Origin of the sequence: Pseudomonas sp. PDM17 (genome assembly GCF_014851985.1) — a bacterium.
Classification (GTDB): domain Bacteria; phylum Pseudomonadota; class Gammaproteobacteria; order Pseudomonadales; family Pseudomonadaceae; genus Pseudomonas.
The window spans coordinates 405,967-429,680 of sequence record NZ_JACVAT010000001.1 but is presented as its reverse complement, the minus strand read 5'-3'; the positions used below and the strand labels follow the sequence as shown (position 1 = coordinate 429,680).

At 63.3% G+C, this 23,714-nt stretch carries 27 protein-coding genes and 1 tRNA gene; 6 read left to right on the top strand and 22 right to left on the bottom strand.

Features of this window, described 5'->3' with window-relative positions; all coding sequences use genetic code 11:
- The 15 genes from ispG to trmJ form a co-directional block, all read right to left on the bottom strand.
- Complete coding sequence (gene ispG / locus IB256_RS02000; protein ID WP_192291566.1) at positions 1-1,113, bottom strand: flavodoxin-dependent (E)-4-hydroxy-3-methylbut-2-enyl-diphosphate synthase; 1,113 nt, start codon at positions 1,111-1,113, stop codon at positions 1-3.
- A 1-nt stretch (position 1,114) separates the two neighbouring features.
- Positions 1,115-2,152, bottom strand: a complete 1,038-nt coding sequence (locus IB256_RS01995) for a helix-turn-helix domain-containing protein (protein ID WP_192291568.1) — start codon at positions 2,150-2,152, stop codon at positions 1,115-1,117.
- Complete coding sequence (gene pilW / locus IB256_RS01990; RefSeq protein ID WP_192291570.1) at positions 2,149-2,907, bottom strand: type IV pilus biogenesis/stability protein PilW; 759 nt, start codon at positions 2,905-2,907, stop codon at positions 2,149-2,151. Before pilW ends, IB256_RS01995 begins: the two co-directional genes overlap by 4 nt.
- Positions 2,908-2,923: 16 nt before the next feature.
- On the bottom strand, positions 2,924-4,072 hold the full coding sequence (rlmN, locus tag IB256_RS01985; RefSeq protein ID WP_138215443.1) for a 23S rRNA (adenine(2503)-C(2))-methyltransferase RlmN: 1,149 nt from the start codon (positions 4,070-4,072) through the stop codon (positions 2,924-2,926).
- Between the two features lie 27 nt (positions 4,073-4,099).
- Positions 4,100-4,531: a nucleoside-diphosphate kinase gene (gene ndk / locus IB256_RS01980; RefSeq protein ID WP_024762960.1), complete on the bottom strand. Its 432-nt coding sequence runs from the start codon at positions 4,529-4,531 to the stop codon at positions 4,100-4,102.
- 250 nt (positions 4,532-4,781) lie between these two features.
- Positions 4,782-4,982 carry a Fe-S cluster assembly protein IscX gene (gene iscX, locus IB256_RS01975; RefSeq protein WP_017522288.1) on the bottom strand — a complete coding sequence of 67 codons (201 nt, stop codon included), beginning with the start codon at positions 4,980-4,982 and terminating at the stop codon, positions 4,782-4,784.
- A 14-nt stretch (positions 4,983-4,996) separates the two neighbouring features.
- Complete coding sequence (gene fdx, locus IB256_RS01970) at positions 4,997-5,335, bottom strand: ISC system 2Fe-2S type ferredoxin (RefSeq protein WP_081515975.1); 339 nt, start codon at positions 5,333-5,335, stop codon at positions 4,997-4,999.
- 6 nt (positions 5,336-5,341) lie between these two features.
- Positions 5,342-7,201, bottom strand: coding sequence for a Fe-S protein assembly chaperone HscA (gene hscA, locus IB256_RS01965; RefSeq protein ID WP_192401107.1), 1,860 nt, complete (start codon positions 7,199-7,201; stop codon positions 5,342-5,344).
- 44 nt (positions 7,202-7,245) lie between these two features.
- Positions 7,246-7,767: a co-chaperone HscB gene (gene hscB, locus IB256_RS01960; protein WP_192291575.1), complete on the bottom strand. Its 522-nt coding sequence runs from the start codon at positions 7,765-7,767 to the stop codon at positions 7,246-7,248.
- An 8-nt stretch (positions 7,768-7,775) separates the two neighbouring features.
- Positions 7,776-8,099, bottom strand: coding sequence for an iron-sulfur cluster assembly protein IscA (gene iscA, locus IB256_RS01955; RefSeq protein ID WP_017522292.1), 324 nt, complete (start codon positions 8,097-8,099; stop codon positions 7,776-7,778).
- Positions 8,100-8,125: 26 nt separating this feature from the next.
- On the bottom strand, positions 8,126-8,512 hold the full coding sequence (iscU, locus tag IB256_RS01950) for a Fe-S cluster assembly scaffold IscU (RefSeq protein WP_015478505.1): 387 nt from the start codon (positions 8,510-8,512) through the stop codon (positions 8,126-8,128).
- Positions 8,513-8,539: 27 nt separating this feature from the next.
- Entirely contained in the window at positions 8,540-9,754 is a 1,215-nt protein-coding gene (locus tag IB256_RS01945) for an IscS subfamily cysteine desulfurase (protein ID WP_045210541.1), read from the bottom strand.
- A 28-nt stretch (positions 9,755-9,782) separates the two neighbouring features.
- Positions 9,783-10,277, bottom strand: a complete 495-nt coding sequence (iscR, locus tag IB256_RS01940; RefSeq protein ID WP_017522294.1) for a Fe-S cluster assembly transcriptional regulator IscR — start codon at positions 10,275-10,277, stop codon at positions 9,783-9,785.
- A 140-nt stretch (positions 10,278-10,417) separates the two neighbouring features.
- Positions 10,418-11,197, bottom strand: coding sequence for a serine O-acetyltransferase (gene cysE, locus IB256_RS01935; RefSeq protein ID WP_192401105.1), 780 nt, complete (start codon positions 11,195-11,197; stop codon positions 10,418-10,420).
- Complete coding sequence (gene trmJ / locus IB256_RS01930) at positions 11,190-11,969, bottom strand: tRNA (cytosine(32)/uridine(32)-2'-O)-methyltransferase TrmJ (RefSeq protein ID WP_017522296.1); 780 nt, start codon at positions 11,967-11,969, stop codon at positions 11,190-11,192. The genes cysE and trmJ overlap by 8 nt, the downstream gene beginning before the upstream one ends.
- A 146-nt stretch (positions 11,970-12,115) precedes the next feature.
- Here trmJ and suhB point away from each other — a divergent pair, with 146 nt between their 5' ends.
- Positions 12,116-12,931, top strand: a complete 816-nt coding sequence (suhB, locus tag IB256_RS01925; RefSeq protein WP_192291579.1) for an inositol-phosphate phosphatase — start codon at positions 12,116-12,118, stop codon at positions 12,929-12,931.
- Positions 12,932-13,144: 213 nt separating this feature from the next.
- Here suhB and IB256_RS01920 read toward each other — a convergent pair whose 3' ends face one another.
- From IB256_RS01920 to queA, 6 genes are all read right to left on the bottom strand, one after another.
- A complete protein-coding gene (locus IB256_RS01920) occupies positions 13,145-13,681 on the bottom strand; it encodes a glycine zipper 2TM domain-containing protein (protein WP_017522298.1) in 537 nt (178 codons plus the stop codon).
- A 158-nt stretch (positions 13,682-13,839) separates the two neighbouring features.
- Entirely contained in the window at positions 13,840-14,757 is a 918-nt protein-coding gene (secF, locus tag IB256_RS01915) for a protein translocase subunit SecF (RefSeq protein WP_192291583.1), read from the bottom strand.
- 10 nt (positions 14,758-14,767) lie between these two features.
- Positions 14,768-16,630 carry a protein translocase subunit SecD gene (gene secD / locus IB256_RS01910; protein ID WP_081515992.1) on the bottom strand — a complete coding sequence of 621 codons (1,863 nt, stop codon included), beginning with the start codon at positions 16,628-16,630 and terminating at the stop codon, positions 14,768-14,770.
- Positions 16,631-16,694: 64 nt separating this feature from the next.
- On the bottom strand, positions 16,695-17,036 hold the full coding sequence (gene yajC / locus IB256_RS01905) for a preprotein translocase subunit YajC (protein WP_017522301.1): 342 nt from the start codon (positions 17,034-17,036) through the stop codon (positions 16,695-16,697).
- A gap of 38 nt (positions 17,037-17,074) precedes the next feature.
- Positions 17,075-18,193 (bottom strand): tRNA guanosine(34) transglycosylase Tgt, encoded by a 1,119-nt coding sequence (gene tgt / locus IB256_RS01900; protein ID WP_138215487.1) that lies wholly within the window; start codon positions 18,191-18,193, stop codon positions 17,075-17,077.
- Positions 18,194-18,205: 12 nt separating this feature from the next.
- Positions 18,206-19,249 (bottom strand): tRNA preQ1(34) S-adenosylmethionine ribosyltransferase-isomerase QueA, encoded by a 1,044-nt coding sequence (gene queA, locus IB256_RS01895; RefSeq protein ID WP_192291584.1) that lies wholly within the window; start codon positions 19,247-19,249, stop codon positions 18,206-18,208.
- A gap of 105 nt (positions 19,250-19,354) precedes the next feature.
- On the opposite strand from queA, the gene IB256_RS01890 reads away from it, so the two are divergent.
- The 5 genes from IB256_RS01890 to IB256_RS01865 all read left to right on the top strand — a co-directional run bounded on the left by IB256_RS01890 (position 19,355) and on the right by IB256_RS01865 (position 23,097).
- Positions 19,355-19,440: transfer RNA gene (locus IB256_RS01890), tRNA-Leu, on the top strand.
- Positions 19,441-19,615: 175 nt separating this feature from the next.
- A complete protein-coding gene (locus IB256_RS01885; RefSeq protein ID WP_192401103.1) occupies positions 19,616-20,002 on the top strand; it encodes an Arm DNA-binding domain-containing protein in 387 nt (128 codons plus the stop codon).
- A 112-nt stretch (positions 20,003-20,114) separates the two neighbouring features.
- Positions 20,115-20,360 carry a helix-turn-helix transcriptional regulator gene (locus IB256_RS01880; protein ID WP_192401101.1) on the top strand — a complete coding sequence of 82 codons (246 nt, stop codon included), beginning with the start codon at positions 20,115-20,117 and terminating at the stop codon, positions 20,358-20,360.
- Positions 20,361-20,722: 362 nt separating this feature from the next.
- A complete protein-coding gene (locus IB256_RS01870) occupies positions 20,723-21,646 on the top strand; it encodes a toprim domain-containing protein (RefSeq protein ID WP_225601579.1) in 924 nt (307 codons plus the stop codon).
- On the top strand, positions 21,643-23,097 hold the full coding sequence (locus IB256_RS01865; RefSeq protein WP_225601578.1) for a DUF3631 domain-containing protein: 1,455 nt from the start codon (positions 21,643-21,645) through the stop codon (positions 23,095-23,097). The genes IB256_RS01870 and IB256_RS01865 overlap by 4 nt, the downstream gene beginning before the upstream one ends.
- On the opposite strand, the gene IB256_RS01860 is transcribed toward IB256_RS01865, so the two are convergent.
- A complete protein-coding gene (locus IB256_RS01860) occupies positions 23,094-23,606 on the bottom strand; it encodes an SRPBCC domain-containing protein (protein ID WP_192292536.1) in 513 nt (170 codons plus the stop codon). The genes IB256_RS01865 and IB256_RS01860 overlap by 4 nt on opposite strands.
- Positions 23,607-23,714 lie beyond the last annotated feature (108 nt).

Sequence of the window (23,714 nt, the reverse complement as noted above, 5' to 3'; positions counted from 1 at the left end):
TCAGCCGCGCACGATGAGTGCGGCGTCGGCCTCGGCCTTCTCGGCCGCTTTTTCGCGGATCAGCCGTTCCAGCTCATCCACCAGGTTATCGTTCTGCAGCTTCTGCGCCGGCTTGCCGTCGATGTAGATCAGGTTGCTCGGCGTGCCACCGGTGAGGCCGATGTGGGCCTCCTTGGCTTCACCCGGACCGTTGACCACGCAGCCGATCACGGCGACGTCCAGCGGCACCAGCAGGTCCTCCAGACGGCCTTCCAGCTCGTTCATGGTCTTGACCACATCAAAGTTCTGCCGCGAGCAGCTCGGGCAGGCGATGAAGTTGATGCCACGGGAGCGCAGGCGCAGTGATTTGAGGATGTCGAAGCCGACCTTGATCTCTTCCACCGGGTCGGCGGCCAGCGAGATGCGAATGGTGTCGCCGATGCCCTCGGCGAGCAGCATGCCCAGGCCGACGGCCGACTTCACGGTGCCCGAACGCAGGCCACCGGCTTCGGTGATACCCAGGTGCAGGGGTTGTTCGATCTGCTTGGCCAGCAGGCGGTAGGCGGCGACGGCCATGAACACGTCGGAGGCCTTCACGCTGACCTTGAAGTTCTGGAAGTCCAGACGGTCGAGGTGATCGACATGACGCATGGCCGATTCCAGCAGCGCCTCAGGGGTCGGCTCGCCGTACTTCTTCTGCAGGTCCTTCTCCAGGGAGCCGGCGTTGACGCCGATGCGGATCGGGATATTGCGCTCGCGGGCGGCATCCACCACGGCCCTAACGCGGTCTTCGCGACCGATGTTGCCGGGGTTGATGCGCAGGCAGTCGACGCCCAGTTCGGCCACGCGCAGGGCGATCTTGTAGTCGAAGTGGATGTCGGCAACCAGCGGCACCTTGACCTGCTGCTTGATCTTGCCGAACGCCTCGGCGGCGTCCATGTCTGGCACGGAGACGCGGACAATGTCGGCGCCTGCGTCTTCCAGACGACGGATCTGGGCCACGGTGGCGGCCACATCGAGGGTATCGGTGTTGGTCATGCTCTGCACGGCGATGGGAGCATCCCCACCCACCGGCACGTTACCTACCCAGATCTTGCGGGACAGGCGGCGTTTGATCGGAGACTCGCAATGCATCTTACTGTCCACCCAACTTCAGGCGAGCGGTGCCACCGCGCGCCGGCGTGACTTCGACCGGCTGGCCGTTGTAGCTGACCTGGGCGCCCTGGGCGAAGCCCAGTCGCAGCTGGACTGGCGCCTTGGCGGCGACTTCCAGTGAATCTCCCTTGCGCTTGAGGCCCTCAAGGACAACCTTGCCGTCGGCATCGGTCACCTGGGTCCAGCAATCGGCGCTGAATTGAACCTTGACCACGCCCTGTCCTGCGGAAGCGACCACCGGGGCGGCAGGCGCCTCGGTCGGAGCCACAGGGGCAACCGGAGCAACCGGGCTGGCCGGAGCGACGGGCTGCTGCGCAGCCGGTTGCTGAGCCGGAACCGCGGGCGCCTGCGCCGGAGCGGTTTCGGCAGCGGTCGGGGCGCCGGGTACTGACGGGCTTGCAGCGAGCGGCGGAGTGCCTTCGGCCGGAACCTCGGCACTGCCGTTGTCGCCGGCCGGCTCACTGGGAACCGCCGGAGTGTTAGCCTGGTCCTCGGCGACAGCCTGGTCTTCCGGCTCGTCGAGGGTGTGGATTTCGGTGGTGCCGTCGGCGCTCTCGACCTCGACATGCTCCATGTTCAGGCTGCCAGTCTCGGCCGGGCGCGCAGAACGCTCCTGCCACCAGAAGTAGCCGAAGCCGATGAGTACGGCCAGCAGCGCCAGGCTGAACAGGCGCAGCAGGTTACGCGACAGGCGTACCGGCTCGACGACACGGCCGAGTGCCTGGACGTTGCTGCCAGTGGCGTCGGTGCCGGTGTACTGGTCGAAGGCGGTAACCATCTGGGCCTGGTCCATACCCAGCAGCTTGGCGTAGGCACGGATGTAACCACGGGCGAAGGTGTGACCCGGCAACTGCTCGAACGAGCCCTGTTCCAGCGAACGCAGGGCGTTTTCGGTCAGGTTGAGCTGGCCGGCGACCTGAGCGGTGCTCCAGCCCTTGTTCTCGCGCGCCTGGCGCAGCGTTTCGCCAGGGTTGGCGCGGGTCGTGCCGATGACATCGGACTGCGACGTATTCATCATTTATCCGCCTGGTATGCCTGGTATTCAGGAGAAGCGGGATACAGGCGCTTGAGTTGCAGCCCGTAGCTGGCAGCGGTATCCCGGTCGTCGTAGATCTTGGCCAGTCGAATCCCCAGCAGCAGGCTGCGCGCGGTCTGCGGGCCCCGCTTGAGGTATTCCTCGTAATAGCCGCGAGCCGGCACGTACTCGCGGTCCTGGTAGGTCAGGTCAGCCAGTTCGAGCAGCGCACCCGTCGAATTGCGGTTCAGGCGAATGGCCTTCTCGAAGTATTCCTTGGCCTGAGCGCGGTTGTTGAGCTTCATGCTCACCAGGCCGAGGTTCTCGAAGATGCGCGAACGCTCGGAATAGAGGCCGTCTTCGGTGGCCTTCATGTAGGTGTCGTAGGCTTCCTGGTAACGCTTCTGCTCGAACAGGAAACCCGCGTAGTTGTTCAGGATGCGCGCATCGCCCGAGCGCGAGGACAACGCCTTGCGGAACTCGCTCTCGGCGAGCTTGGGCTCTTTCTCGACCTGATAGACCACGGCCAGGGCAGCATGGGCATCGGCGCTGGAAGAGTCGAGATCCAGGGCCTGGCGCAGCGGCACCTTGGCCTGCTCGGTGTTGCCCATCTGCAGGTAACCGATGCCGAGCTGGATATAGGCGTCACGCGCCTCGTCCCGGCCCTTCTCGGTCTTCAGAGGATCCTGTTTACCAGTCGTCACGCAACCCGTCAGCACGGTTGCCAACAGTAAGCACAGCGCGGCGCGCAGGGTCATCGGAATCCTCCCTAGTTCAGTTTCGGTTGGTAGCAGGCGCGGTCTGGTCGGCATCGGCCGCCAGCTGACGTACGGCAATATAGCGTTCGCTGCGGCGGGTGCGGTCCATCACCTGGCCTACCAGCTGACCACAGGCGGCATCGATATCATCGCCACGGGTGGTACGAACGGTCACGTTGAAGCCGCTCTTGTGCAGCATGTCCTGGAAACGGCGAATGGCATTGTTGCTCGGACGCTCGTAACCGGAATGCGGGAACGGATTAAACGGAATCAGGTTGATCTTGCAAGGGAAATCCTTGAGCAGTGCGATCAGCTGCTCAGCATGCTCGGGCTGGTCGTTGACGCCGGCCAGCAGGGTGTACTCGATCGTCAGCACGCGCTCCTTGCCCAGGCGCGTGATGTAGCGGTAGCAGGAATCGAGCAGCATCTCGAGCGGGTACTTCTTGTTGATCGGCACCAGCTTGTTGCGCAGTTCGTCGTTGGGTGCGTGCAGCGACAGGGCCAGGGACACGTCGGTCACCTCGGCGAGCTTGTCGATCATCGGCACCACGCCTGAGGTGGACAGGGTCACCTTGCGCTTGGAAATACCGTAGCCGAGGTCTTCCATCATGATGCTCATGGCGGTCACGACGTTGTCGAAGTTCAGCAGCGGCTCGCCCATGCCCATCATCACCACGTTGGTGATGGCACGGTCGATCTTGCCCGGGATGGTCCCGAACGACTGGTTGGCGATCCACACCTGGCCGATGATCTCGGCGGAGGTCAGGTCGCTGTTGAAGCCTTGCTTGCCGGTGGAGCAGAAGCTGCAGTCCAGCGCGCAACCGGCCTGCGACGACACGCACAGGGTGCCGCGGCCGCCTTGCGGGATGTACACGGTCTCGACGCAACTGCCCGAGGCCACACGCACCACCCACTTGCGGGTACCGTCAGCGGAAATGTCCTGGCTGACGATTTCCGGAGGGCGAATTTCGGCAACGGCCTCGAGCTTTTCGCGCAAGGCCTTGCCGACGTTCGTCATGGCGCCGAAGTCGACGGCGCCAAAGTGGTGAATCCATTGCATCACCTGGCCGGCGCGGAAGCGCTTTTCACCGATGGACTCGAAGAATTCCTCGAGCTGGGGCTTGGTCATGCCCAGCAGGTTGGCCTTTACAGCGGTATCAGTCATGGATTCACCCTCGCTCATTCGCCTGGATTAGCGAATGCGCTCGCACACCTCGGTGCTGGAGAAGAAGTAAGCGATTTCGCGGGCAGCCGAAGCTTCCGAGTCGGAACCGTGTACGGCGTTCTCGTCGATGGAGACGGCGAAGTCGGCGCGGATGGTGCCAGCGTCGGCTTTCTTCGGATCGGTAGCGCCCATCAGTTCACGGTTGCGCAGGATGGCGTCTTCGCCTTCCAGAACCTGAACAACGACCGGACCGGAGGTCATGAAGGAAACCAGGTCCTTGAAGAAGGGACGCTCTTTGTGCTCGGCGTAGAAACCGCCAGCTTCGCGCTCGGACAGCTGAACCATCTTGGAAGCGACAACGCGCAGGCCGGCTTTCTCGAAGCGGGTCAGGATTTCGCCGATGACGTTCTTGGAAACGGCGTCGGGCTTGATGATGGAGAAGGTACGTTGCAGGGCCATGGAAATAACTCCGAAAAGCAAGGTTGGTAATGCCAAGAAGCCCCTGGCGTGGCCAGGAGCTCCTGCGATTCTAGGGTTTGCCGCGCGCTGCGCCCGTGGGGCGGAAGCCGCGAAACCGGCCCGACTGCGACAGGGCCGGCGACTGGAAAATTCCCCCGGGGAAATTTTCGACAGCTCACCTAAAGATAAAACCCGCGAATTATACGCGGGTTCATGAAAAATGGGTACGCGGCTCTGGTGAGCCGCACCCTCAGTCGGCTTCTTCGATCCAGGCGGCCTGGATGGCTTCCAGCACCTTCTCCCCACCGCGGGAGGGATCGTCGCTGAACTCCGGCAATGCCAGCACCCAGCGATGCAGATCGACGAAATTCACGTAGCGCGGATCGACGTCCGGCTTGGATTCGGCCAGCTGGATGGCGATTTCGAGCACATCAACCCATTTCAGACTCATGTGAGCGCTCCGCCTCAGTGACCTTCGGACACCTGGTTGATGGTGTATTTCGGAATTTCCACCACCAGATCGGTCTCGCCGACCACGGCCTGGCAGGACAGGCGCGAATCCGGTTCCAGACCCCATGCCTTGTCCAGCATGTCGTCTTCCAGCTCGTCGGAGGCTTCCATGGAGTTGAAGCCTTCGCGCACGACCACATGGCAGGTGGTGCAGGCACAGGACATCTCGCAGGCATGCTCGATCTCGATGCCGTTGCGCAGCGCCGCCTTCATGATGGTTTCGCCCGGCTGGGCTTCGATCACCGCGCCTTCGGGGCAGTGTTCGGCGTGGGGCAGAAAGACAATCTGCGGCATCTTCGCTTATTCCTCGAGTTCATTGAGCCGGCGACCGGCCAGTGCGGCTTTGACGGTGGCGTCCATACGGCGCGCGGCAAAGGCGTCGGTCAGCTGGGACAGACGCTTGATCTGTAGTTCGATGGCAGTGGCATCGCTGCCGGTAGCCAGCTCGCGCAGCGAATCCATGCCGGCATCGATGACCAGGCGCTCATCAGCGTCGAGCAGGCGCTCGCCATCGGCGTCCAGCGCGGACTGCACGGCCTCCAGCAGGCGCTGAGCCTCGACCTGCTGCTCGCGCAACGTGCGGGCAGCCATGTCGTCGCCGGCGTACTGGAAGGAATCCTGCAGCATGCGGGCGATCTCGCCGTCGGTCAGGCCGTAGGACGGCTTGACCTGGATGCTCGCCTCGACGCCGGAGGACAGCTCGCGGGCGGAAACACCCAACAGGCCATCGGCATCGACCTGGAAGCTGACGCGGATTTTCGCCGAGCCCGCCACCATCGGCGGAATGCCACGCAGCTCGAAGCGCGCCAGGGACCGGCAGTCCTTGACCAGCTCACGCTCGCCTTGCAGCACATGAATCATCATGGCCGTCTGGCCATCCTTGTAGGTGGTGAACTCCTGGGCACGTGCCACCGGGATGGTGGTGTTGCGCGGAATCACCTTCTCCATCAGCCCGCCCATGGTTTCCAGGCCGAGCGACAGAGGAATCACATCCAGCAGCAGCAGCTCTTCACCGCGCTTGTTGCCGGCGAGGGCATCGGCCTGGATGGCGGCGCCGATGGCGACCACCTGGTCCGGGTCGATATCGGTCAACGGCTCGCGACCGAACAGCTCACCCACCAGCTCGCGAACGCGCGGCACGCGGGTGGAACCACCGACCATGACCACGGCGCTGACCTCTTCCAGCTCGATGCCGGAATCACGCACCGCACGGCGGCAGGACTTGAGGCTGCGTTGGATCATCGGGTCGATCAGGGAATCCATCTGGGCGCGGGTCAGCTCGCCGGCCCAGCTGTCGTAGGCGACGGTAACGCTGGCGCTATCGGTCAGGGCTTCCTTGGCGGCACAGGCGGTCTGCAGCAGACGGCGCTGGGCGCCCGGATCGAGGTCGGCCGAGATGCCGGCCTGCTCGATGATCCAGCCAGCAATGGCATGGTCGAAGTCGTCGCCACCCAGGGCGGTGTCGCCGCCGGTAGCCAGGACTTCGAAGACGCCACGGGTCAGGCGCAGAATGGAGATATCGAAGGTACCGCCGCCCAGATCGTAGATGGCGACCAGGCCTTCGGCGTTCTTGTCCAGGCCGTAGGCAACGGCGGCTGCGGTCGGCTCATTGAGCAGGCGCAGCACGTGCAGGCCGGCCAGACGCGCAGCATCCTTGGTGGCCTGACGCTGGGCGTCGTCGAAGTAGGCGGGAACCGTGATCACCGCACCCACCAGCTCGCCACCCAGGGTGGATTCGGCGCGCTGACGCAGGACACGGAGGATTTCGGCGGAGACTTCCACCGGGCTCTTGGCGCCCTGGACGGTCTCGATGAAGGGCATGTGCGATTCGCCCTGGGTGAAGCGGTACGGCAACTGGCCGCCAAGCTGTTTCACATCTTCCAGGCCGCGACCCATGAAGCGCTTGACCGAGATGATGGAGTTCAGCGGGTCTTGCGAGGCGGTGGCGCGAACGCTCTCACCCACCTCGATGCGATCGGCGAGGTAACGCACCGCCGAAGGCAGGATCACTTCGCCGCGGTCGTCCGGCAACGGAGCCGCGACGCCGCTGCGCACGGCAGCGACCAGGGAATTCGTGGTGCCCAGGTCGATCCCCACGGCCAGGCGACGCTGGTGCGGCTGGGGGGTTTGTCCGGGCTCGGCGATCTGCAGTAGGGCCATGCGGTTTCTAATCAGGCTATCGGGCGCGGCGCGGGCCGCGCGGATTAATCGTCGAGTCGCTCTTCCAGCTGTCGCACTTCCTGCGCCAGCTTGTCGAGGAACTGCATGCGACGCACCAGGCGTTCGGCCAGGTCGCGGCGGGCGGCGTCATCCCAGCAATCGGCGAAATCCTCTTCCAGCCGTTGCTGGGCGGACTTCAGCTGACGCTTGAACTGCGCCACGCCGTCGAGATCGGCGCTTTCCTGCAGGTCTTCCAGGTCCTCGCGCAGCTGCATCTGCTGCAGGAGGAACTCCGGGTCCTGCACCGTGGCTTCCAGCGGCAGCGAATCGCCGCGCAGGGCCAGCAGGTACAGGGCACGACGCGGAACGCTCTTCAGCGTCTGGTAGGCATCGTTGAGTTCAGCGGCCTTGGCCTGCGCCAGTCGCTGCTCGCGCTCGGAAGCATCGGCGAAACGGTCCGGGTGGACGGTTCGCACCAGCTCACGGTAGCGATTGCCAAGGGCTTCCAGATCGATCCGGAAGCCCGGCTGCAGGTCGAACAGCGCGAAGTGACAGGGACTACCCACACCCAGCCTCAGACGTTGAAGCTTTCGCCGCAGCCACACTCACCGCGCACGTTCGGGTTGTTGAACTTGAAGCCCTCGTTGAGGCCTTCCTTGGTGAAGTCCAACTCGGTGCCGTCGAGGTAGACCAGGCTTTTCGGGTCGATGATGACCTTCACGCCGTGGCTCTCGAAGACCTGATCCTCGGCTGCCAGCTCGTCGACGAACTCCAGCACGTAGGCCAGACCGGAACACCCGGTGGTGCGCACGCCAAGACGAATGCCCTCGCCTTTGCCACGCCCTTCAAGGGAGCGGCGAACGTGGTTGGCGGCGGATTCGGTCATGCTGATGGCCATGGGAACTCCTTACTCAACGAATCGCTTCAGAGCAGACCTTTCTTCTGCTTGTAGTCGCGCACGGCCGCCTTGATGGCGTCCTCGGCGAGTACAGAGCAGTGGATCTTCACCGGCGGCAGGGCCAGTTCTTCGGCGATGGTGGTGTTCTTGATGGATTCGGCTTCGTCCAGGGTCTTGCCCTTCATCCACTCGGTGGCGAGGGAGCTGGAGGCGATGGCCGAACCGCAGCCGTAGGTCTTGAACTTGGCATCTTCGATGACGCCCTGCTCGTTGACCTTGATCTGCAGGCGCATCACGTCGCCGCAGGCCGGAGCACCGACCATGCCGGTACCGACATCCGGGTCTTCGGCATTGAGCTTGCCGACGTTGCGCGGGTTTTCGTAGTGGTCGATGACCTTGTCACTGTAAGCCATGGCTAATCCTCACTTCTATGGGGCGGGTCAGTGGGCCTGCCATTCGACCTTGGACAGGTCGACACCCTCTTTGAACATATCCCACAGCGGCGAGAGTTCACGCAGCTTGGAAACGGCTTCCACCACCTTCTTGGCGGCGTAATCGACCTCTTCTTCGGTGGTGAAGCGACCGAAGCTGAAACGGATGGAGCTGTGCGCCAGCTCGTCGTTGCGACCCAGGGCGCGGAGCACGTAGGACGGCTCCAGCGAGGCGGAGGTGCAGGCGGAACCGGACGAGACAGCCAGGTCCTTGAGCGACATCATCAGCGACTCGCCTTCGACGTAGTTGAAGCTGACGTTGAGGATGTTCGGCGCGTAGGAAGTCGGGCTGCCGTTGAGGTACAGCTCTTCCAGGTCCTGCACCTGATCGAAGAAGCGCTTGCGCAGGCCTTCGATGCGGGCCATTTCCTGGTGCATTTCTTCCTTGGCGATGCGGAAGGCTTCGCCCATGCCGACGATCTGATGGGTCGCCAGGGTGCCCGAACGCATGCCGCGCTCGTGGCCGCCACCGTGCATCTGGGCTTCCAGGCGTACGCGCGGCTTGCGGCGCACGTAAAGAGCGCCCATGCCTTTGGGGCCGTAGACCTTGTGGGCAGAGAAGGACATCAGGTCGACCTTGAGTTTCTCCAGGTCGATGTCCACCTTGCCGGCCGACTGAGCAGCGTCGACGTGCAGCAGGATGCCGCGGGCGCGGGTCAGCTCACCGATGGCGGCGATGTCGTTGATGCTGCCGACTTCGTTGTTCACATGCATGACCGAGACCAGAATGGTGTCGTCACGCAGGGCGGCCTCGACCATCGCCGGGGTGATGATGCCCTCGGGAGTCGGCTCCAGGTAGGTCACTTCAAAGCCTTCGCGCTCCAGCTGGCGGCAGGTATCCAGGACCGCCTTGTGCTCGATCTTCGAGGTGATGATGTGCTTGCCCTTGGTCGCGTAGAAGTGCGCGACGCCCTTGACGGCAAGGTTGTCGGACTCGGTGGCACCGGAAGTCCAGACGATCTCGCGGGGGTCGGCATTGACCAGCTCGGCGACCTGGCGACGGGCGTTCTCAGCCGCTTCCTCGGCCTTCCAGCCGAAGAGGTGGGAACGCGAAGCCGGGTTGCCGAAATTGCCGTCAACCAGCAGGCAGTCGGCCATTTTCTGAGCGACACGCGGATCCACCGGGGTGGTAGCGGAGTAGTCGAGGTAAATCGGCAATCTCATCAGGTAACTCCTACAGGCGGGCGTTCGCTCAATCGATGGCGGACGCTTCAATCTTATCGAGGCGCAGCGGCTTGGTACCCGAGCAGCGACGCTCGTCCTGGCGCTGGGCGACCTCTTGAACTTCGCGGCGCTCGACCAGGTCGGCCAGGCTGATGCCGCTGAGGAACTCATGAATCTGCTGGCTGAGGTCGCACCACAGGTGGTGGGTCAGGCAGGTATCGCCGGAGTGGCAGTCGCCCTGCCCCTGGCAGCGGGTGGCGTCGACCGACTCGTTGACCGCATCGATCACCTGGGCGACGTGGATGCCGGTCATGTCGCGGGACAGCTGGTAGCCACCGCCCGGACCACGCACGCTGACCACCAGGTTGCCACGGCGCAACTTGGCGAACAGCTGTTCCAGGTAGGACAGGGAGATACCCTGGCGCTCGGAGATATCGGCGAGAGAAACCGGGCCACGCTGGGCGTGCAACGCCAGATCGAGCATGGCGGTGACGGCATAGCGGCCTTTGGTGGTCAATCGCATGGGGAAATCCGGAAGAATCGCTGGTATGGCGGGAGTATGCTCTTTTCCGACTATTTAAGTCAACTATAAGACCTATTACTTTAGTCGGAATTAGCCAGCGAACGGCGACATATTGTAGCAGCAATGCAAGGGCCGGCGCATCACTGCGCCGACTTGCTGCTCTCCTCGTCCTTGACGCCGGCGAAGTCCTCTTCCCGCAGAACCGGAAGATCTTTCGCACAGTAGTCGCTACCCAGAGCTGTCAGAGCCTTGCACATGCCCTCCAGTCGGCCATCGACCGCCTGCAGGTGATCGAGCAACTGACCGATGGCACGGGCCACCGGGTCGGGCATGTCCTGGCTGACCCCGTAGGCATCGAACCCGAGCCTTTCTGCCATGGCCTGGCGCTTGGCGGCCTGATCCGCGTCATCCTTGACGATGATGCGGCCGGGAATACCCACCACAGTGGCACCAGGCGGCACCTCTTTGGTAACCACGGCATTGGAACCCACCTTGGCGCCAGCACCGACGGTGAACGGACCGAGCACCTTGGCGCCCGCCCCCACCACCACGCCGTCGGCCAGGGTCGGGTGACGCTTGCCCTTGTTCCAGCTGGTGCCGCCCAGCGTGACGCCCTGATAGATGGTCACATCGTCGCCGATCTCGGCGGTTTCGCCGATGACGATGCCCAAACCGTGATCGATGAAGAAGCGGCGACCGATCTTCGCACCCGGATGGATCTCGATGCCGGTCATCCAGCGACCGAAATTCGACACCATGCGCGCCAGCCACTTCCAGCCGGACGCCCAAAGACCATGAGCCAGGCGATGCAGCCAGACGGCATGCAGACCCGGATAGCAGGTGAGCACCTCGAAGGCATTGCGCGCCGCCGGGTCACGATGGAATACGCTCTGGATATCTTCGCGTACACGCTCAAACATCTTCATCACTCCGCTTGGAAAGCTCCCCGCGGGCAGCTTTCTGTGTCTCGGTGAGAATACCCCGCAGGATATTCATCTCCAGCTTGCTGACACCGGCACGGCCATACAGGCGGCGCAGGCGCGACATCAGGTGGCGCGGCTTCTGCGGGTCAAGGAACTGAATGTCCACCAGGGTCGACTCCAGATGCGCGTAAAAGCGCTCCAGCTCGTCCGACGTCACCGGAACGCTGTTGAGCATGGCAGTGGACTCGACCTTCTCCTGCTTGGTGGGCTGCCCCTGAACGGCCAGCCAGGCCATGCGCACCTCATAGACCAGCACCTGCACCGCCGTCGCCAGGTTCAGCGAGCTGAACTCGGGATTGGCCGGGATGTGCACGTGGAACTGACATCGCTGCAGTTCCTCATTGGTCAGACCGGCGTACTCGCGACCGAACACCAGCGCAACCTCACCGCCCTGCTGGACGTGTTCCAGGCTGGTGGTGGCGCACTCGCGGGGGTCGAGCAACGGCCAGGGGATGCGGCGATCGCGCGCACTGGTGCCGAGCACCAGGCTGCAGCCAGCCAGGGCATCTTCCAGCGTGGGCACGACCACGGCCGCATCAAGGATGTCATCGGCACCGGAGGCACGGGCGCGCGCTTCGCCACTGGGGAAATCCATCGGATCAACCAGGACCAGGCGCGACAGGCCCATGTTCTTCATCGCACGGGCCGTACCGCCGATATTGCCGGGATGGCTGGTGTTGACCAGCACCACGCGAATTTTGTCGAGCAACGCGCGACTCCACACAAAAGCGAAAAAGGGAGAGAATCCTACCGCAGCAGTGGGGCTTGCGCCACGCAGGCGACAGGTCGCTCTATTAACTCCATGGCTTTCTGCTAGAATGTCCGGCTTTCTTTAACGACCCAGGTGACCTCTCCATGCAGCCTATGCTGAATATCGCCCTGCGCGCCGCTCGCAGCGCCGGTGAACTGATCTTCCGCTCCATCGAACGCCTGGATACCCTGTCGGTCAACGAGAAAGAAGCCAACGACTACGTCACCGAAGTCGACCGCGCGGCCGAGCTCTCCATCGTCACCGCCCTGCGCAAGGCCTACCCGAACCACGGGATCATGGGCGAAGAAGGCGGCGTGCTCGAAGGCAGCGGCGAAGGCGCCGACTACCTGTGGATCATCGACCCGCTGGATGGCACCACCAACTTCATCCACGGCGTTCCGCACTACGCCGTCAGCATCGCCTGCAAATACCGCGGCCGCCTCGAGCACGCCGTGGTCCTCGACCCGGTCCGCCAGGAAGAGTTCACCGCCAGCCGTGGCCGTGGCGCCGCACTGAACGGCCGTCGCCTGCGCGTCAGCAACCGCAAGAGCCTGGAAGGCGCCCTGCTCGGCACCGGCTTCCCGTTCCGCGACAGCCAGATGGATAACCTGGACGCCTACCTGGGCATGTTCCGCAGCCTGGTCGGCCAGACCGCCGGCATCCGCCGCGCCGGCGCCGCCAGCCTGGACCTGGCCTACGTTGCCGCCGGCCGCTACGACGCCTTCTGGGAGTTCGGTCTGTCCGAGTGGGACATGGCCGCTGGCGCCCTGCTGATCCAGGAAGCGGGCGGCCTGGTGAGCGATTTCACCGGCGGTCACGAGTTCCTCGAGAAAGGCCAGATCGTCGCCGGCAACACCAAGTGCTTCAAGGCGCTGCTGACCAGCATCCAGCCGCACCTGCCGCCGTCGCTCAAGCGCTGAGCCAGAGCCACGACAGAAAAAGCCCGGCAATGCCGGGCTTTTTTGTGCCTGCAATAATCCAAATCCTGAGGCGGCGAGCTTGTTCGCGAAGCCTTTCCATCCTTCCATCCGTAGCCACAGCCTTGGCCGATTCGCGAGCAAGCTCACTCCCACAAAGAGCAAAAGAAAAAGGCGCCCATCGGGCGCCCTCCTCGCTCCACACCTGGCGACTGCTTATTGCTGACCCAGGATCAGTCGGCCGCTCTTGTCGACCGGAATCTGCGAGCCCGGATCGCGGTCCATGCGGACCTGACCGGCCTTGCCATCGAGCAGGTACTTCACGTCATAGCCGACAACCTTCTCGCTGGTGTCGTTGACGGTGCTGCAGCGGGTCTCAGTGGTGGTGTAGGTGTCACGCTCCTGCATGCCTTCCTGCACCTTGTTGCCCGCGTAACCGCCACCGATGGCGCCTGCCACGGTGGCGATCTTCTTGCCGTTACCGCCGCCGATCTGATTGCCCAGCAGGCCGCCAGCGATGGCGCCGATCGCCGTACCGGCAATCTGGTGGGTATCCTTGACCGGGCGCTGATGGGTCACTGCCACGTCCTTGCAGACCTGGCGCGGATTCTTGATGGTTTCCTTGACCGGTTGAACGGCGAGCACCTCGGCGTATTGCGGCGCGCGGTCCACCAGACTGTAGGTAGCCACGGCGCCACCGGCAGTCACGCCTACAGCGCCCAGCACGGTACCGATTAGCAACGACTTGTTCATAGGGTTCTCCTGGTCTTTCTTCTCATTCGGGCCTCGCCCTTTACCTTGCCTTGGAGCAATCGATTTGTAAGAAGTTCCGACCATTCCGTGACACAGCACCTACAAATGAAAACTCCCGCCGAAGCGGGAGTTTTCTCTGGAAGACCGGAAACGCTCTATTACGGGCGCTCGTCGACTTCCTTGCTCGGCGGCGGAATCAGGTCCTCGGTGGACAGGTTCAGCCAGATCAGTACCACGTTGGCGATGTAGATCGACGAGTAGGTACCCGCCATCACACCGACGAACAGGGCAATGGAGAAACCGAACAGGTTATCGCCGCCGAAGAACAGCAGAGCGGCGATCGCCAGCAGGGTCGACACCGAGGTGGCGATGGTCCGCAGCAGGGTCTGGCTGGTCGAGATGTTGATGTTGTCGATCAGGCTGGCCTTGCGCAGTACGCGGAAGTTCTCGCGCACCCGGTCGAAGATCACGATGGTGTCGTTCAGCGAGTAACCCACCACCGCCAGTACTGCGGCGAGCACGGTCAGGTCGAAGGTGATCTGGAAGAACGACAGCACGCCCATCACGATGATGGCGTCGTGGATCAGCGAGAGGATCGCACCCAGGGCGAACTTCCACTGGAAGCGGAAGCCTACGTACAGGAGGATGCCGCCCAGCGCCAGGAGCATGCCGAGGCCGCCCTGGTCGCGCAGCTCTTCACCCACCTGCGGACCGACATACTCGACGCCGTTGACCTTGGCCGGGTTGGAAGCATCGGCTTTCTGCAGCGCAGTGGCGACCTTCTTGCCCAGTTCCGGGTCTTCGCTGGGCATGCGCACCAGGACGTCACGGGTGTCACCGAAGCTCTGCACCACGGCTTCGCTGTAACCGGCGGCGACCAGTTGCTCACGCACCTTGGAGAGGTCGGCAGGCTGCTCGTAGGTCAGCTTGATCGACGTACCGCCGGTGAAGTCCAGGCCGAAGTTGATGCCTTTGAAGACCCAGCTGCCGAGGGCGATCAGGGTCAGGATCAGGGTCGCGGCGAACGCAATGTTGCGCACGCCCATGAAGTTGATAGTACCGATCTTGATATTCATCTCTGACCCCTTAGATCCACAGCTTCTTAACGTCGCGGCCGCCGTAGATCAGGTTCACCATTGCGCGGGTGACCATGATGGCAGTGAACATCGAGGTGAGAATACCCAGGGACATGGTCACGGCGAAGCCCTTCACCGGGCCGGTGCCCATGGCGTAGAGGATGCCGCCGACCAGCAGCGAAGTCAGGTTGGCGTCGATGATCGCGGTAAAGGCACGGTTGAAGCCTTCATGGATCGCCCGCTGTGTCGACATGCCCGCCGCCAGCTCTTCTCGTATCCGCGAGAAGATCAGCACGTTGGCGTCCACCGCCATACCCATGGTCAGCACGATACCCGCGATACCCGGCAGGGTCAGGGTCGCGCCAAGGATCGACATCAGCGCCACCAGCATGACCATGTTGAAGGCCAGGGCGACGGTGGCGATCACGCCGAAGAAGCGGTAGATGACGATGATGAACAGGGAAACGAAGACCATGCCCCACAGGGAAGCGTCGATACCCTTGGCGATGTTGTCAGCACCCAGGCTCGGGCCGATGGTGCGTTCTTCAGCGAAGTACATCGGCGCAGCCAGGCCACCGGCGCGCAGCAACAGGGCCAGTTCCGAGGACTCGCCCGGGGCATCCAGGCCGGTGATGCGGAACTGGTTGCCCAGCGGCGACTGGATGGTCGCCAGGCTGATGATCTGTTTCTCTTCCTTGAACGCCGGAACAGCAACTTCCTGCTCGACGCCGTCGACGACCTGCTTGGTGTAGCGGGTGATCGGCTTCTGCTCGATGAACACCACAGCCATGCTGCGGCCGACGTTGTTGCGGGTCGCGCGGTTCATCAGCTCGCCACCGTGGCCATCCAGACGGATGTTCACCTGCGGACGGCCGTTCTCGTCGAAGCTGGCGCTGGCGTCGGTGACCTGGTCACCGGTGATGATCACGCCACGCTCCAGGCTCGCCGGCGGGCGACGCGGCTCGCGGAAATCGAAGGTCTCGGTGGAGGACTTGATCGCATCCGGCTCGGCGGCCAGGCGGAACTCCAGGTTGGCGGTCTTGCCGAGGATGCGCTTGGCTTCAGCGGTGTCCTGCACGCCCGGCAGCTCGACGACGATGCGGTTGGCGCCCTGGCGCTGTACCAGCGGCTCGGACACGCCCAGCTCGTTCACGCGATTGCGAACGGTGGTGAGGTTCTGCTTGATCGAGTATTCGCGGATTTCGGCCAGCTTGGTGGCGGTCATGGCCAGACGCAGGACCTGCATGCCATTACGCTCGCTCTGGGCGGTTTCGAAATCGCGGAAATCCTTGGCGATGATCGACTTGGCCTTGTCCAGGTCGGCTTCTTCGGTGAAGCCCAGCTGGATGCCGCCGTCCTGCACAGGCAGGCTGCGGTAGCGCACGCGCTCCTTACGCAGGGCGCTCTTGACCTCGTTCTCATACACCTTCATACGAGCGTCGACTGCCTTTTCCATGTCCACTTCCAGCAGGAAGTGCACACCACCGGACAGGTCGAGGCCCAGCTTCATCGGGTGGGCGGCAATGTTGCGCAGCCAGTTCGGCGTGGTCTGGGCGAGGTTCAGGGCGACCACATAGTCGTCACCCAGCGCGCGGCGGACGATGTCCTTGGCCGGCAACTGATCTTCCTGCTTGACCAGACGGATCAGGCCGCTGTTCTTGCCCAGCGAGCCGGCCTTGACGGCGATGCCCGCATCGGCGAGCGCTTTGCTGGCCTTGTCGACGTCGGCCTGGGTGACCTGCAACGCGGTGCTCGCGCCACTGATCTGGACGGCCGGATCGTCCGGATAGAGGTTGGGTGCGGAATAGATGAAACCGACGGCCAGGACCGCCAGGATCAGCAGATACTTCCACAGGGGATACTTGTTGAGCATGACACCGCCCGTTATGACGCGGGGCGCATCTTGCGCCCCGTCGGTTGGGTTTCTAGGTGGAGGATCAGATCGCCTTCAGGGTGCCTTTCGGCAGGGTCGCGGCGATCGCGGCCTTCTGGAACTTCAGCTCGACGTTGTCGGAAACCTCGACGACGACGAAGTCCTCGGCGACCTTGGTCACCTTGCCGGCGATACCGGCGGAAGTGACGACTTCATCGCCCTTCTGCAGGCCGGACAGCAGGTTCTTGTGCTCTTTCGAGCGCTTGGCCTGGGGACGCCAGATCATCAGGTAGAAGATGACCAGGAAACCGACCAGGAAAATCCACTCGAAGCCAGTGCCGGCCGGGCCTGCAGCAGCGGCGGGAGCTGCGGCGTCAGCGTAGGCAGCGGGAATCAGAAAACTCATTGGAAACTCCTGTCTCAAAGCTTTTTCGATGAATAAGGTCAGTCCGCCAGCGGCGGCACGGGAAGGCCGCGCTTGGCGTAGAAGGCGTCGACAAAGTTCGCCAATGTACCCTGTTGGATTGCCTCGCGCAAACCAGCCATAAGCCGCTGATAATGCCGCAAGTTATGGATGGTATTGAGCATGCTGCCGAGCATTTCGCCGCACTTGTCCAGGTGGTAGAGGTAGGCGCGGGAGAAGTGCTTGCAGGTGTAGCAATCGCAGGTCGGGTCCAGCGGAGACTCATCGTGCTTGTGCACCGCGTTGCGGATCTTGATCACCCCGGTGTCAACGAAAAGGTGGCCATTGCGCGCATTGCGGGTGGGCATGACGCAGTCGAACATGTCGACGCCCCGGCGCACACCTTCCACGAGGTCTTCGGGTTTGCCCACACCCATCAGGTAACGAGGTTTGTCAGCCGGCATGTGCCGCGGCAGGAAGTCCAGTACGCGGATCATCTCTTCCTTGGGCTCGCCCACCGACAGGCCGCCGATGGCCAGGCCGTCGAAGCCGATTTCCTGCAGACCTTCGAGCGAGCGCATGCGCAGCTCTTCGTGCATGCCGCCCTGGACGATGCCGAACAGCGCCGACGGGCTGTCGCCGTGGGCGGTTTTCGAGCGCTTGGCCCAACGCAGGGACAGCTCCATGGAGCGTTTGGCGACGTCGAACTCGGCCGGGTACGGGGTGCACTCGTCGAAGATCATCACGATGTCCGAGCCCAGCGCACGCTGCACGGCCATGGACTCTTCCGGGCCCATGAAGACCTTGGCGCCGTCCACCGGCGAGGCGAAGTACACGCCCTCCTCCTTGATCTTGCGCAGCGCGCCCAGGCTGAACACCTGGAAGCCGCCCGAGTCGGTGAGGATCGGCCCCTTCCACTGCATGAAGTCATGCAGGTCGCCGTGCTTCTGGATCACTTCGGTGCCCGGACGCAGCCACAGGTGGAAGGTGTTGCCGAGGATGATCTGCGCGCCGATGCCCTCGATATCGTGCGGTAGCATGCCCTTCACGGTGCCGTAGGTACCCACCGGCATGAACGCCGGGGTTTCCACCACGCCACGGGGGAAGGTCAGGCGGCCGCGACGGGCCTTGCCCTCGGTGGCCAGCAGTTCGAATTTCATGAAGCTCATGGATCAGTCCTCGGGGCCGCGCGGTGCCGGGTTGCGGGTGATGAACATGGCATCGCCGTAACTGAAGAAGCGATAGCCCTGCTCCACCGCCGCCGCATAGGCGGCCATGGTTTCGGGGTAGCCGGCGAAGGCGGAGACCAGCATCAGCAGGGTGGATTCGGGCAGGTGGAAGTTGGTGACCAGGGCGTCGATCACATGGAACGGCCGCCCGGGAAAGATGAAGATATCGGTGTCGCCACTGAACGGCTTGAGCACGCCGTCACGGGCCGCGCTTTCCAGCGAACGCACGCTGGTGGTGCCGACGGCGACCACGCGACCGCCGCGTGCCTTGCAGGCGGCCACGGCGTCGACCACATCCTGGCTGACTTCCAGCCATTCGTTGTGCATGTGGTGGTCTTCGATGCGCTCCACGCGTACCGGCTGGAAGGTGCCGGCGCCGACGTGCAGGGTGACGAACGCGGTATCCACGCCCTTGGCGCGGATCGACTCCAGCAGCGCCTCGTCGAAGTGCAGGCCGGCGGTCGGTGCCGCCACGGCGCCCGCGCGCTCGGCATAGACGGTCTGGTAACGCTCGCGGTCAGCGTCTTCATCCGGGCGGTCTATATAGGGCGGCAGCGGCATGTGGCCGACGCGCTCCAGCAGCGGCAACACGTCCTCGCTGAAGCCCAGTTCGAACAGCGCGTCATGGCGCTGCAGCATCTCGGCCTCGCCACCGCCGTCGATGAGGATCTTCGATCCCGGCTTGGGCGATTTGCTGGAGCGCACGTGTGCCAGCACGCGATGGCTGTCCAGCACGCGCTCCACGAGGATTTCCAGTTTGCCGCCGGAAGCCTTCTGGCCGAACAGGCGGGCAGGGATTACCCGGGTGTTGTTGAACACCATCAGGTCACCCGGCTTGAGGAAGCCGAGGATGTCAGCGAATTGCCGGTGGCTGAGCTCGCCGCTCGGACCGTCCAGCACCAGCAGACGGCTGGAGCGGCGTTCAGGTAGCGGATGGCGGGCGATCAGCGCCTCGGGCAGGTCGAAATGAAAGTCAGCGACGCGCATGGGGGAGCTTTCTCGAAGGGGCGCACATCTTACTGGATATGCCGATTTCTGACCATGCGAGCCGATTGACCGGCGCAGAGCGCCTCCCTATACTGCCGCGCCATTGCCTCGGTGGCGGAATGGTAGACGCGGCGGATTCAAAATCCGTTTCTGGCGACAGAGTGAGAGTTCGAGTCTCTCCCGGGGCACCACCACATTGTTTCAGGACTTCCCAAGAAGTCCCGAAACCCACGAAGAACCGGCCCTCTGGCCGGTTTTTTGTTGCCCAAAATTCCCGTACCATTTCAGGTAAGCCTCACGTTTTGGGGGCAAGCTTAGGGGCAGCGTGAGTTCGATATCGCTTCATGCCCCTACGAGGGTAGGGATATGCCGCGTAAGACCGCACCGCTTACAGACTCTGCACTGAAGGTGGCGAAGCCCAAGGACAGGCCGTACAAGCTCAGCGACGGCGAAGGGCTTTACCTGGAAGTCATGCCCAATGGCTCCAAACTGTGGCGCCTCAAGTTCCGCTTCAACGGGAAGGAAAACCGTCTCGCGTTAGGGACATATCCGACCGTGCCCCTACAACAAGCGCGCAAACGGCGAGAGGATGCCCGGCAGTTGCTGGCGCTTGGCAAGAACCCAGCGGCCGAACGCGACGCTTCCCGGCTTGCCCTCCAACTCGATGGTCAAAGCTTCGAAGCGATCGCTCGGGAGTGGCACGCGTACCGCAAGCCACGCTGGGCACCTTCAGACGCGCCAAACGAGAGGTGACAGTAGATCGTGACGTACTGACACGTCAGCATGTCAGTGTTGTATGTCACTACTCCAGGGGAGATTCAATCCGTAGCCATCGTTACCAATCACGCCCAAGGAGGCACGAACGATGGCTACTGCAAGCAAGCTCTCCGCTACTTCCCAAGTGCAGTCCGCGACTCAGCGTCGCTTCATCAAACTGGCGTCGGTCAAATCCCTGACCACTCTCTCCACCTCCGAAATTTACCGCCGAATCGGCGCTGGAAAATTCCCCCAACAGATCATGCTCGGTCCCAAGTCCGCGGTATGGATCGAGGGCGAGATCATCCAGTGGTGCGAGGCACGCATCGCGGAGAGCCGCGGGGAGGTTGTCTAAATGCAGCCCTCCGACAGCACGACTGAAGCGCAACGCGCTCGCCTCTTGGCCCGGGTCCAGGAAAGCCCCATCGACACCTTGAGCGAGCGAACCGAGTTCGACATCCTCCACCCCGCCGCAGGCATCCAAGACATCCGCGACCGCGGCTAAGCGCCGAGAAGCGAAGAAGGCCGCGAGCAAGCTGCGGGGCGTCCGTCCCGAAAGCGTGCTGAGCGTTTACGGCGGAACGGTGTTCGGCATCGCGCAGACCTCTGAAGCGATGACCCGGGCCCGACTGCGAGCGCGCGATGAACTGAGCGCCATGCTGCAGGCGCCCACTCCCACTGCCCAGGCATTCAACGGCCTGACCAAGGAGTAAACCCATGACGACTTTTCAACAGCGCCGCGTAGCGCTGACGGGATCGGCTTACCTGCAGAAAGTGGAACACGCTTTCCGCGAGGCCCTGCAGGGCATCTTCGGGCCGTTGGATTGGCTGCCTGAGGGTGACGGGAGCATTCACCGCTTCCACGTGCCGGGGGATCGGGTCGGCAGCCGCAATGGCTGGTACGTATTGTTCGCGGACGGGGTTGCGGCTGGCGCCTTCGGCACATGGAAGAGCGCCCAAGTACATCACTGGAGCAGCGCCGGCGAACTGTCCGCCACTGAACTTGAGGAAAGCCGGCAGCGTATCGAGCAGGCTCGGGCACAGCGGCAGGCCGAACAGCAGGAACGCCAACAGACCGCAGCAGTGCTTTCTCACCGCTGGTGGGAAAGTGCCCGTCGCGCAGATCCCGCTCACGCCTACTTGGCCGGCAAGCACATCCGCTCATACGCGCTGCGGCAACGAGCCGGTGAGCTACTAGTGCCGCTCTACCACTCCGGCGAACTGGTCAACCTGCAGCGCATAGGCGCCTGCGGCCGCAAGCGCTTCCTCTTCGGTGGCCGTGTCACCGGCTGCTACTCGCCACTCGGCCAGATCACCACCGGCAAGCCGCTGTACATCTGCGAAGGCTGGGCCACTGGCGCGACCATCCACGAGAGCTCCGGCATGGCCGTCGCGTGCGCGATGAACGCCGGCAACCTGATGCCCGTGGCGCTGGCGCTGAAGGCCCGCTACGGGGACCAGGTTCAGTTGGTGATTGCCGGCGACGACGACCGCAATACACCCGGCAACCCGGGACGCACTGCGGCCACCGCTGCAGCACTCGCCGCCGGCGCGCTGGTGACTTTCCCTGAGTGGCCCGACGACGCGCCGCCATCGCTCACAGACTTCAACGATCTGCACGTGTGGAGGGCTGGCGCATGAGTAGCCCCATCACCCTGAAGGCCAAGAGCCCAATACAGGAAGCCATCCACAACCTGTCCGAAGACGCTGGCGCCTTGTACGCACCTGCCGTGCTCGAAGAGCTGCGCTCGATGCGCAGTAAGGACCCTGCAGCCTTCGCCCGCCTGCGCATCCAGGTGAAGGAAACCAAGATGCTGAGCATGGCGGAGTTCGATCGCCTGACCGTCTCGGCCGAGTCGGAGGCAGGAGCCGCTGCAGGGCAAAGCATCTTTGCCGACGTGGAGCCATGGTCGAAACCGGTGGATGGCGCCGAGCTGCTGGACGACGTCACGCAAGCACTCGCCCGCCACGTGATAGCGGAGAAGGAGACGCTACGCGCGGCAGCACTGTGGGCCACCTTCACCTGGTTGGTCGACGTGGTGCAGATAGCGCCGATCGCCAACATCACGGCACCGGAGAAGCGCTGTGGTAAGTCGGTCCTGCTCACGGCCTTGGGCAAGCTGGTCAACCGCCCGCTGCAGGTGTCGAACATCGGGCCAGCCGCGCTGTTCCGTTCCATCGAACTGTGGTCGCCGACGCTGCTGATCGATGAGGTGGACGCGTTCCTCGCAGCACACGAGGACGCACGCGGCATCCTCAACGCCGGCTTCACCAGAGACAGCGCAGTGGTCATCCGCTGCGTGGGTGACGACCACATACCCACCCCGTTCAACGTATGGGGCGCGAAGGCCCTTTGTGGCATCGGCCGCATCGCCGACACGCTGGCAGATCGGAGCGTGCCTCTGCGCCTTCGCCGTCGCACACCCGGCGAGAGCGTGGAGAACCTACGCCACTCTGACCCTGCTCTGTGGGAGCAACTGCGGTCGCGGCTGGCGCGCTTCGCTCTGGACAACTCCGAGGCCATCGGCAAGGCACGTCCAACGCCCATCGAAGGCCTGAACGATCGCGCCAACGACTCCTGGGAACCGCTGCTGGCGATCGCTGACCAGGCCGGCGCGCATTGGCCTAAGTCCGCACGCACTGCCGCAATCGCATTGCACGGTCTGGAGGGTGATGCGCCCAGTGTCGGCGTCGAGCTGCTGGCCGATGTGAAGGCCGCGTTCGAAGCTCGCAGCGCCTCCAAAATGTTCAGCGCTGATCTGCTGGAACAACTGGTCGCGGATGACGAAGCGCCTTGGGCGACCTGGAACCGTGGCAAGGCAATGTCAGCCCGTCAGCTGTCCGCGAGGCTGGCCGACTTCGGCATCAAGTCGAAGGACATTCGGCTCGGCTCGATCAACAAAAAGGGGTACGACAAGAGCGACTTCCGCGACGCCTTCGACCGCTACCTTTCGGCTGACACCCCCTCTCCATCCGCGACAACGCGACACGCCTATCCTATGGCCGCAACCGGCCAGAAGCGGGCACTGAACCAGATGTCCGCCCGTCTGACCAAGCTCCTTATCTCACCTTTGCCCTTTCAACCGACTTAACTGCTCTGTTCGTTGCTAGCGGCTATGACAAGGCCATCCAGCCAATCCTGGTGACCGTTGATCATAGGGTTGGGCTTAGTCCGGTGCAGTTCCTCAGCCGGCTTACCCTTCTGTGTTTCTTGGGTGAGGATGCGCACGCGACCGCCTTCGAGGTCTTCCACCAGCCAGGCATGATGAACGTCCAGGCGCGTCTCGCCTTCTCCCGCCCAGCCGTGCCAGGCAACCCGCCCTGGCCGGCCGTTCGCCGGCGGGACGTACTCGTTGCACTGCGCCTCGACAGGGAAGCCGAAGGTCTCGAAGTAGAAGCGCACACCATCCGCCAGTTCGGGGCCCTTGTCGTCGTAGAAGCGCACATTGGCGGAGTTGGCGTAATAGCTAGGCCAGCGCGACGGTACGCTGAGCAGCGGCCAGATGTCCTGAGCGCTGAGGCCGGTGACTATCACCTCGTTGGAGGCGAAATTTTCGGTGAAGCCGGGGACGAATCCTTCCGGCCAATGGATCGAATTCATGGTCACGCTTTTGCTCCTGTGAGGATTGAACCGCCGGGTATGGGTAGCTCATGGCAAAAGGATGACGACACACAGCCATTAGCACCAATGATCACTTCTAACACCAGG

What these genes read in the sequence shown, in the direction of transcription:
- ispG (WP_192291566.1), bottom strand. Translation starts at nt 1,113, where the DNA reads ATGCATTGCGAGTCTCCGATCAAACGCCGCCTGTCCCGCAAGATCTGG.
- IB256_RS01995 (WP_192291568.1), bottom strand. Translation starts at nt 2,152, where the DNA reads ATGATGAATACGTCGCAGTCCGATGTCATCGGCACGACCCGCGCCAAC.
- pilW (WP_192291570.1), bottom strand. Translation starts at nt 2,907, where the DNA reads ATGACCCTGCGCGCCGCGCTGTGCTTACTGTTGGCAACCGTGCTGACG.
- rlmN (WP_138215443.1), bottom strand. Translation starts at nt 4,072, where the DNA reads ATGACTGATACCGCTGTAAAGGCCAACCTGCTGGGCATGACCAAGCCC.
- ndk (WP_024762960.1), bottom strand. Translation starts at nt 4,531, where the DNA reads ATGGCCCTGCAACGTACCTTCTCCATCATCAAGCCCGACGCCGTTTCC.
- iscX (WP_017522288.1), bottom strand. Translation starts at nt 4,982, where the DNA reads ATGAGTCTGAAATGGGTTGATGTGCTCGAAATCGCCATCCAGCTGGCC.
- fdx (WP_081515975.1), bottom strand. Translation starts at nt 5,335, where the DNA reads ATGCCGCAGATTGTCTTTCTGCCCCACGCCGAACACTGCCCCGAAGGC.
- hscA (WP_192401107.1), bottom strand. Translation starts at nt 7,201, where the DNA reads ATGGCCCTACTGCAGATCGCCGAGCCCGGACAAACCCCCCAGCCGCAC.
- iscA (WP_017522292.1), bottom strand. Translation starts at nt 8,099, where the DNA reads ATGGCCATCAGCATGACCGAATCCGCCGCCAACCACGTTCGCCGCTCC.
- iscU (WP_015478505.1), bottom strand. Translation starts at nt 8,512, where the DNA reads ATGGCTTACAGTGACAAGGTCATCGACCACTACGAAAACCCGCGCAAC.
- IB256_RS01945 (WP_045210541.1), bottom strand. Translation starts at nt 9,754, where the DNA reads ATGAGATTGCCGATTTACCTCGACTACTCCGCTACCACCCCGGTGGAT.
- iscR (WP_017522294.1), bottom strand. Translation starts at nt 10,277, where the DNA reads ATGCGATTGACCACCAAAGGCCGCTATGCCGTCACCGCCATGCTCGAT.
- cysE (WP_192401105.1), bottom strand. Translation starts at nt 11,197, where the DNA reads ATGTTTGAGCGTGTACGCGAAGATATCCAGAGCGTATTCCATCGTGAC.
- suhB (WP_192291579.1), top strand. Translation starts at nt 12,116, where the DNA reads ATGCAGCCTATGCTGAATATCGCCCTGCGCGCCGCTCGCAGCGCCGGT.
- IB256_RS01920 (WP_017522298.1), bottom strand. Translation starts at nt 13,681, where the DNA reads ATGAACAAGTCGTTGCTAATCGGTACCGTGCTGGGCGCTGTAGGCGTG.
- secF (WP_192291583.1), bottom strand. Translation starts at nt 14,757, where the DNA reads ATGAATATCAAGATCGGTACTATCAACTTCATGGGCGTGCGCAACATT.
- secD (WP_081515992.1), bottom strand. Translation starts at nt 16,630, where the DNA reads ATGCTCAACAAGTATCCCCTGTGGAAGTATCTGCTGATCCTGGCGGTC.
- yajC (WP_017522301.1), bottom strand. Translation starts at nt 17,036, where the DNA reads ATGAGTTTTCTGATTCCCGCTGCCTACGCTGACGCCGCAGCTCCCGCC.
- tgt (WP_138215487.1), bottom strand. Translation starts at nt 18,193, where the DNA reads ATGAAATTCGAACTGCTGGCCACCGAGGGCAAGGCCCGTCGCGGCCGC.
- queA (WP_192291584.1), bottom strand. Translation starts at nt 19,249, where the DNA reads ATGCGCGTCGCTGACTTTCATTTCGACCTGCCCGAGGCGCTGATCGCC.
- IB256_RS01885 (WP_192401103.1), top strand. Translation starts at nt 19,616, where the DNA reads ATGCCGCGTAAGACCGCACCGCTTACAGACTCTGCACTGAAGGTGGCG.
- IB256_RS01880 (WP_192401101.1), top strand. Translation starts at nt 20,115, where the DNA reads ATGGCTACTGCAAGCAAGCTCTCCGCTACTTCCCAAGTGCAGTCCGCG.
- IB256_RS01870 (WP_225601579.1), top strand. Translation starts at nt 20,723, where the DNA reads ATGACGACTTTTCAACAGCGCCGCGTAGCGCTGACGGGATCGGCTTAC.
- IB256_RS01865 (WP_225601578.1), top strand. Translation starts at nt 21,643, where the DNA reads ATGAGTAGCCCCATCACCCTGAAGGCCAAGAGCCCAATACAGGAAGCC.
- IB256_RS01860 (WP_192292536.1), bottom strand. Translation starts at nt 23,606, where the DNA reads ATGAATTCGATCCATTGGCCGGAAGGATTCGTCCCCGGCTTCACCGAA.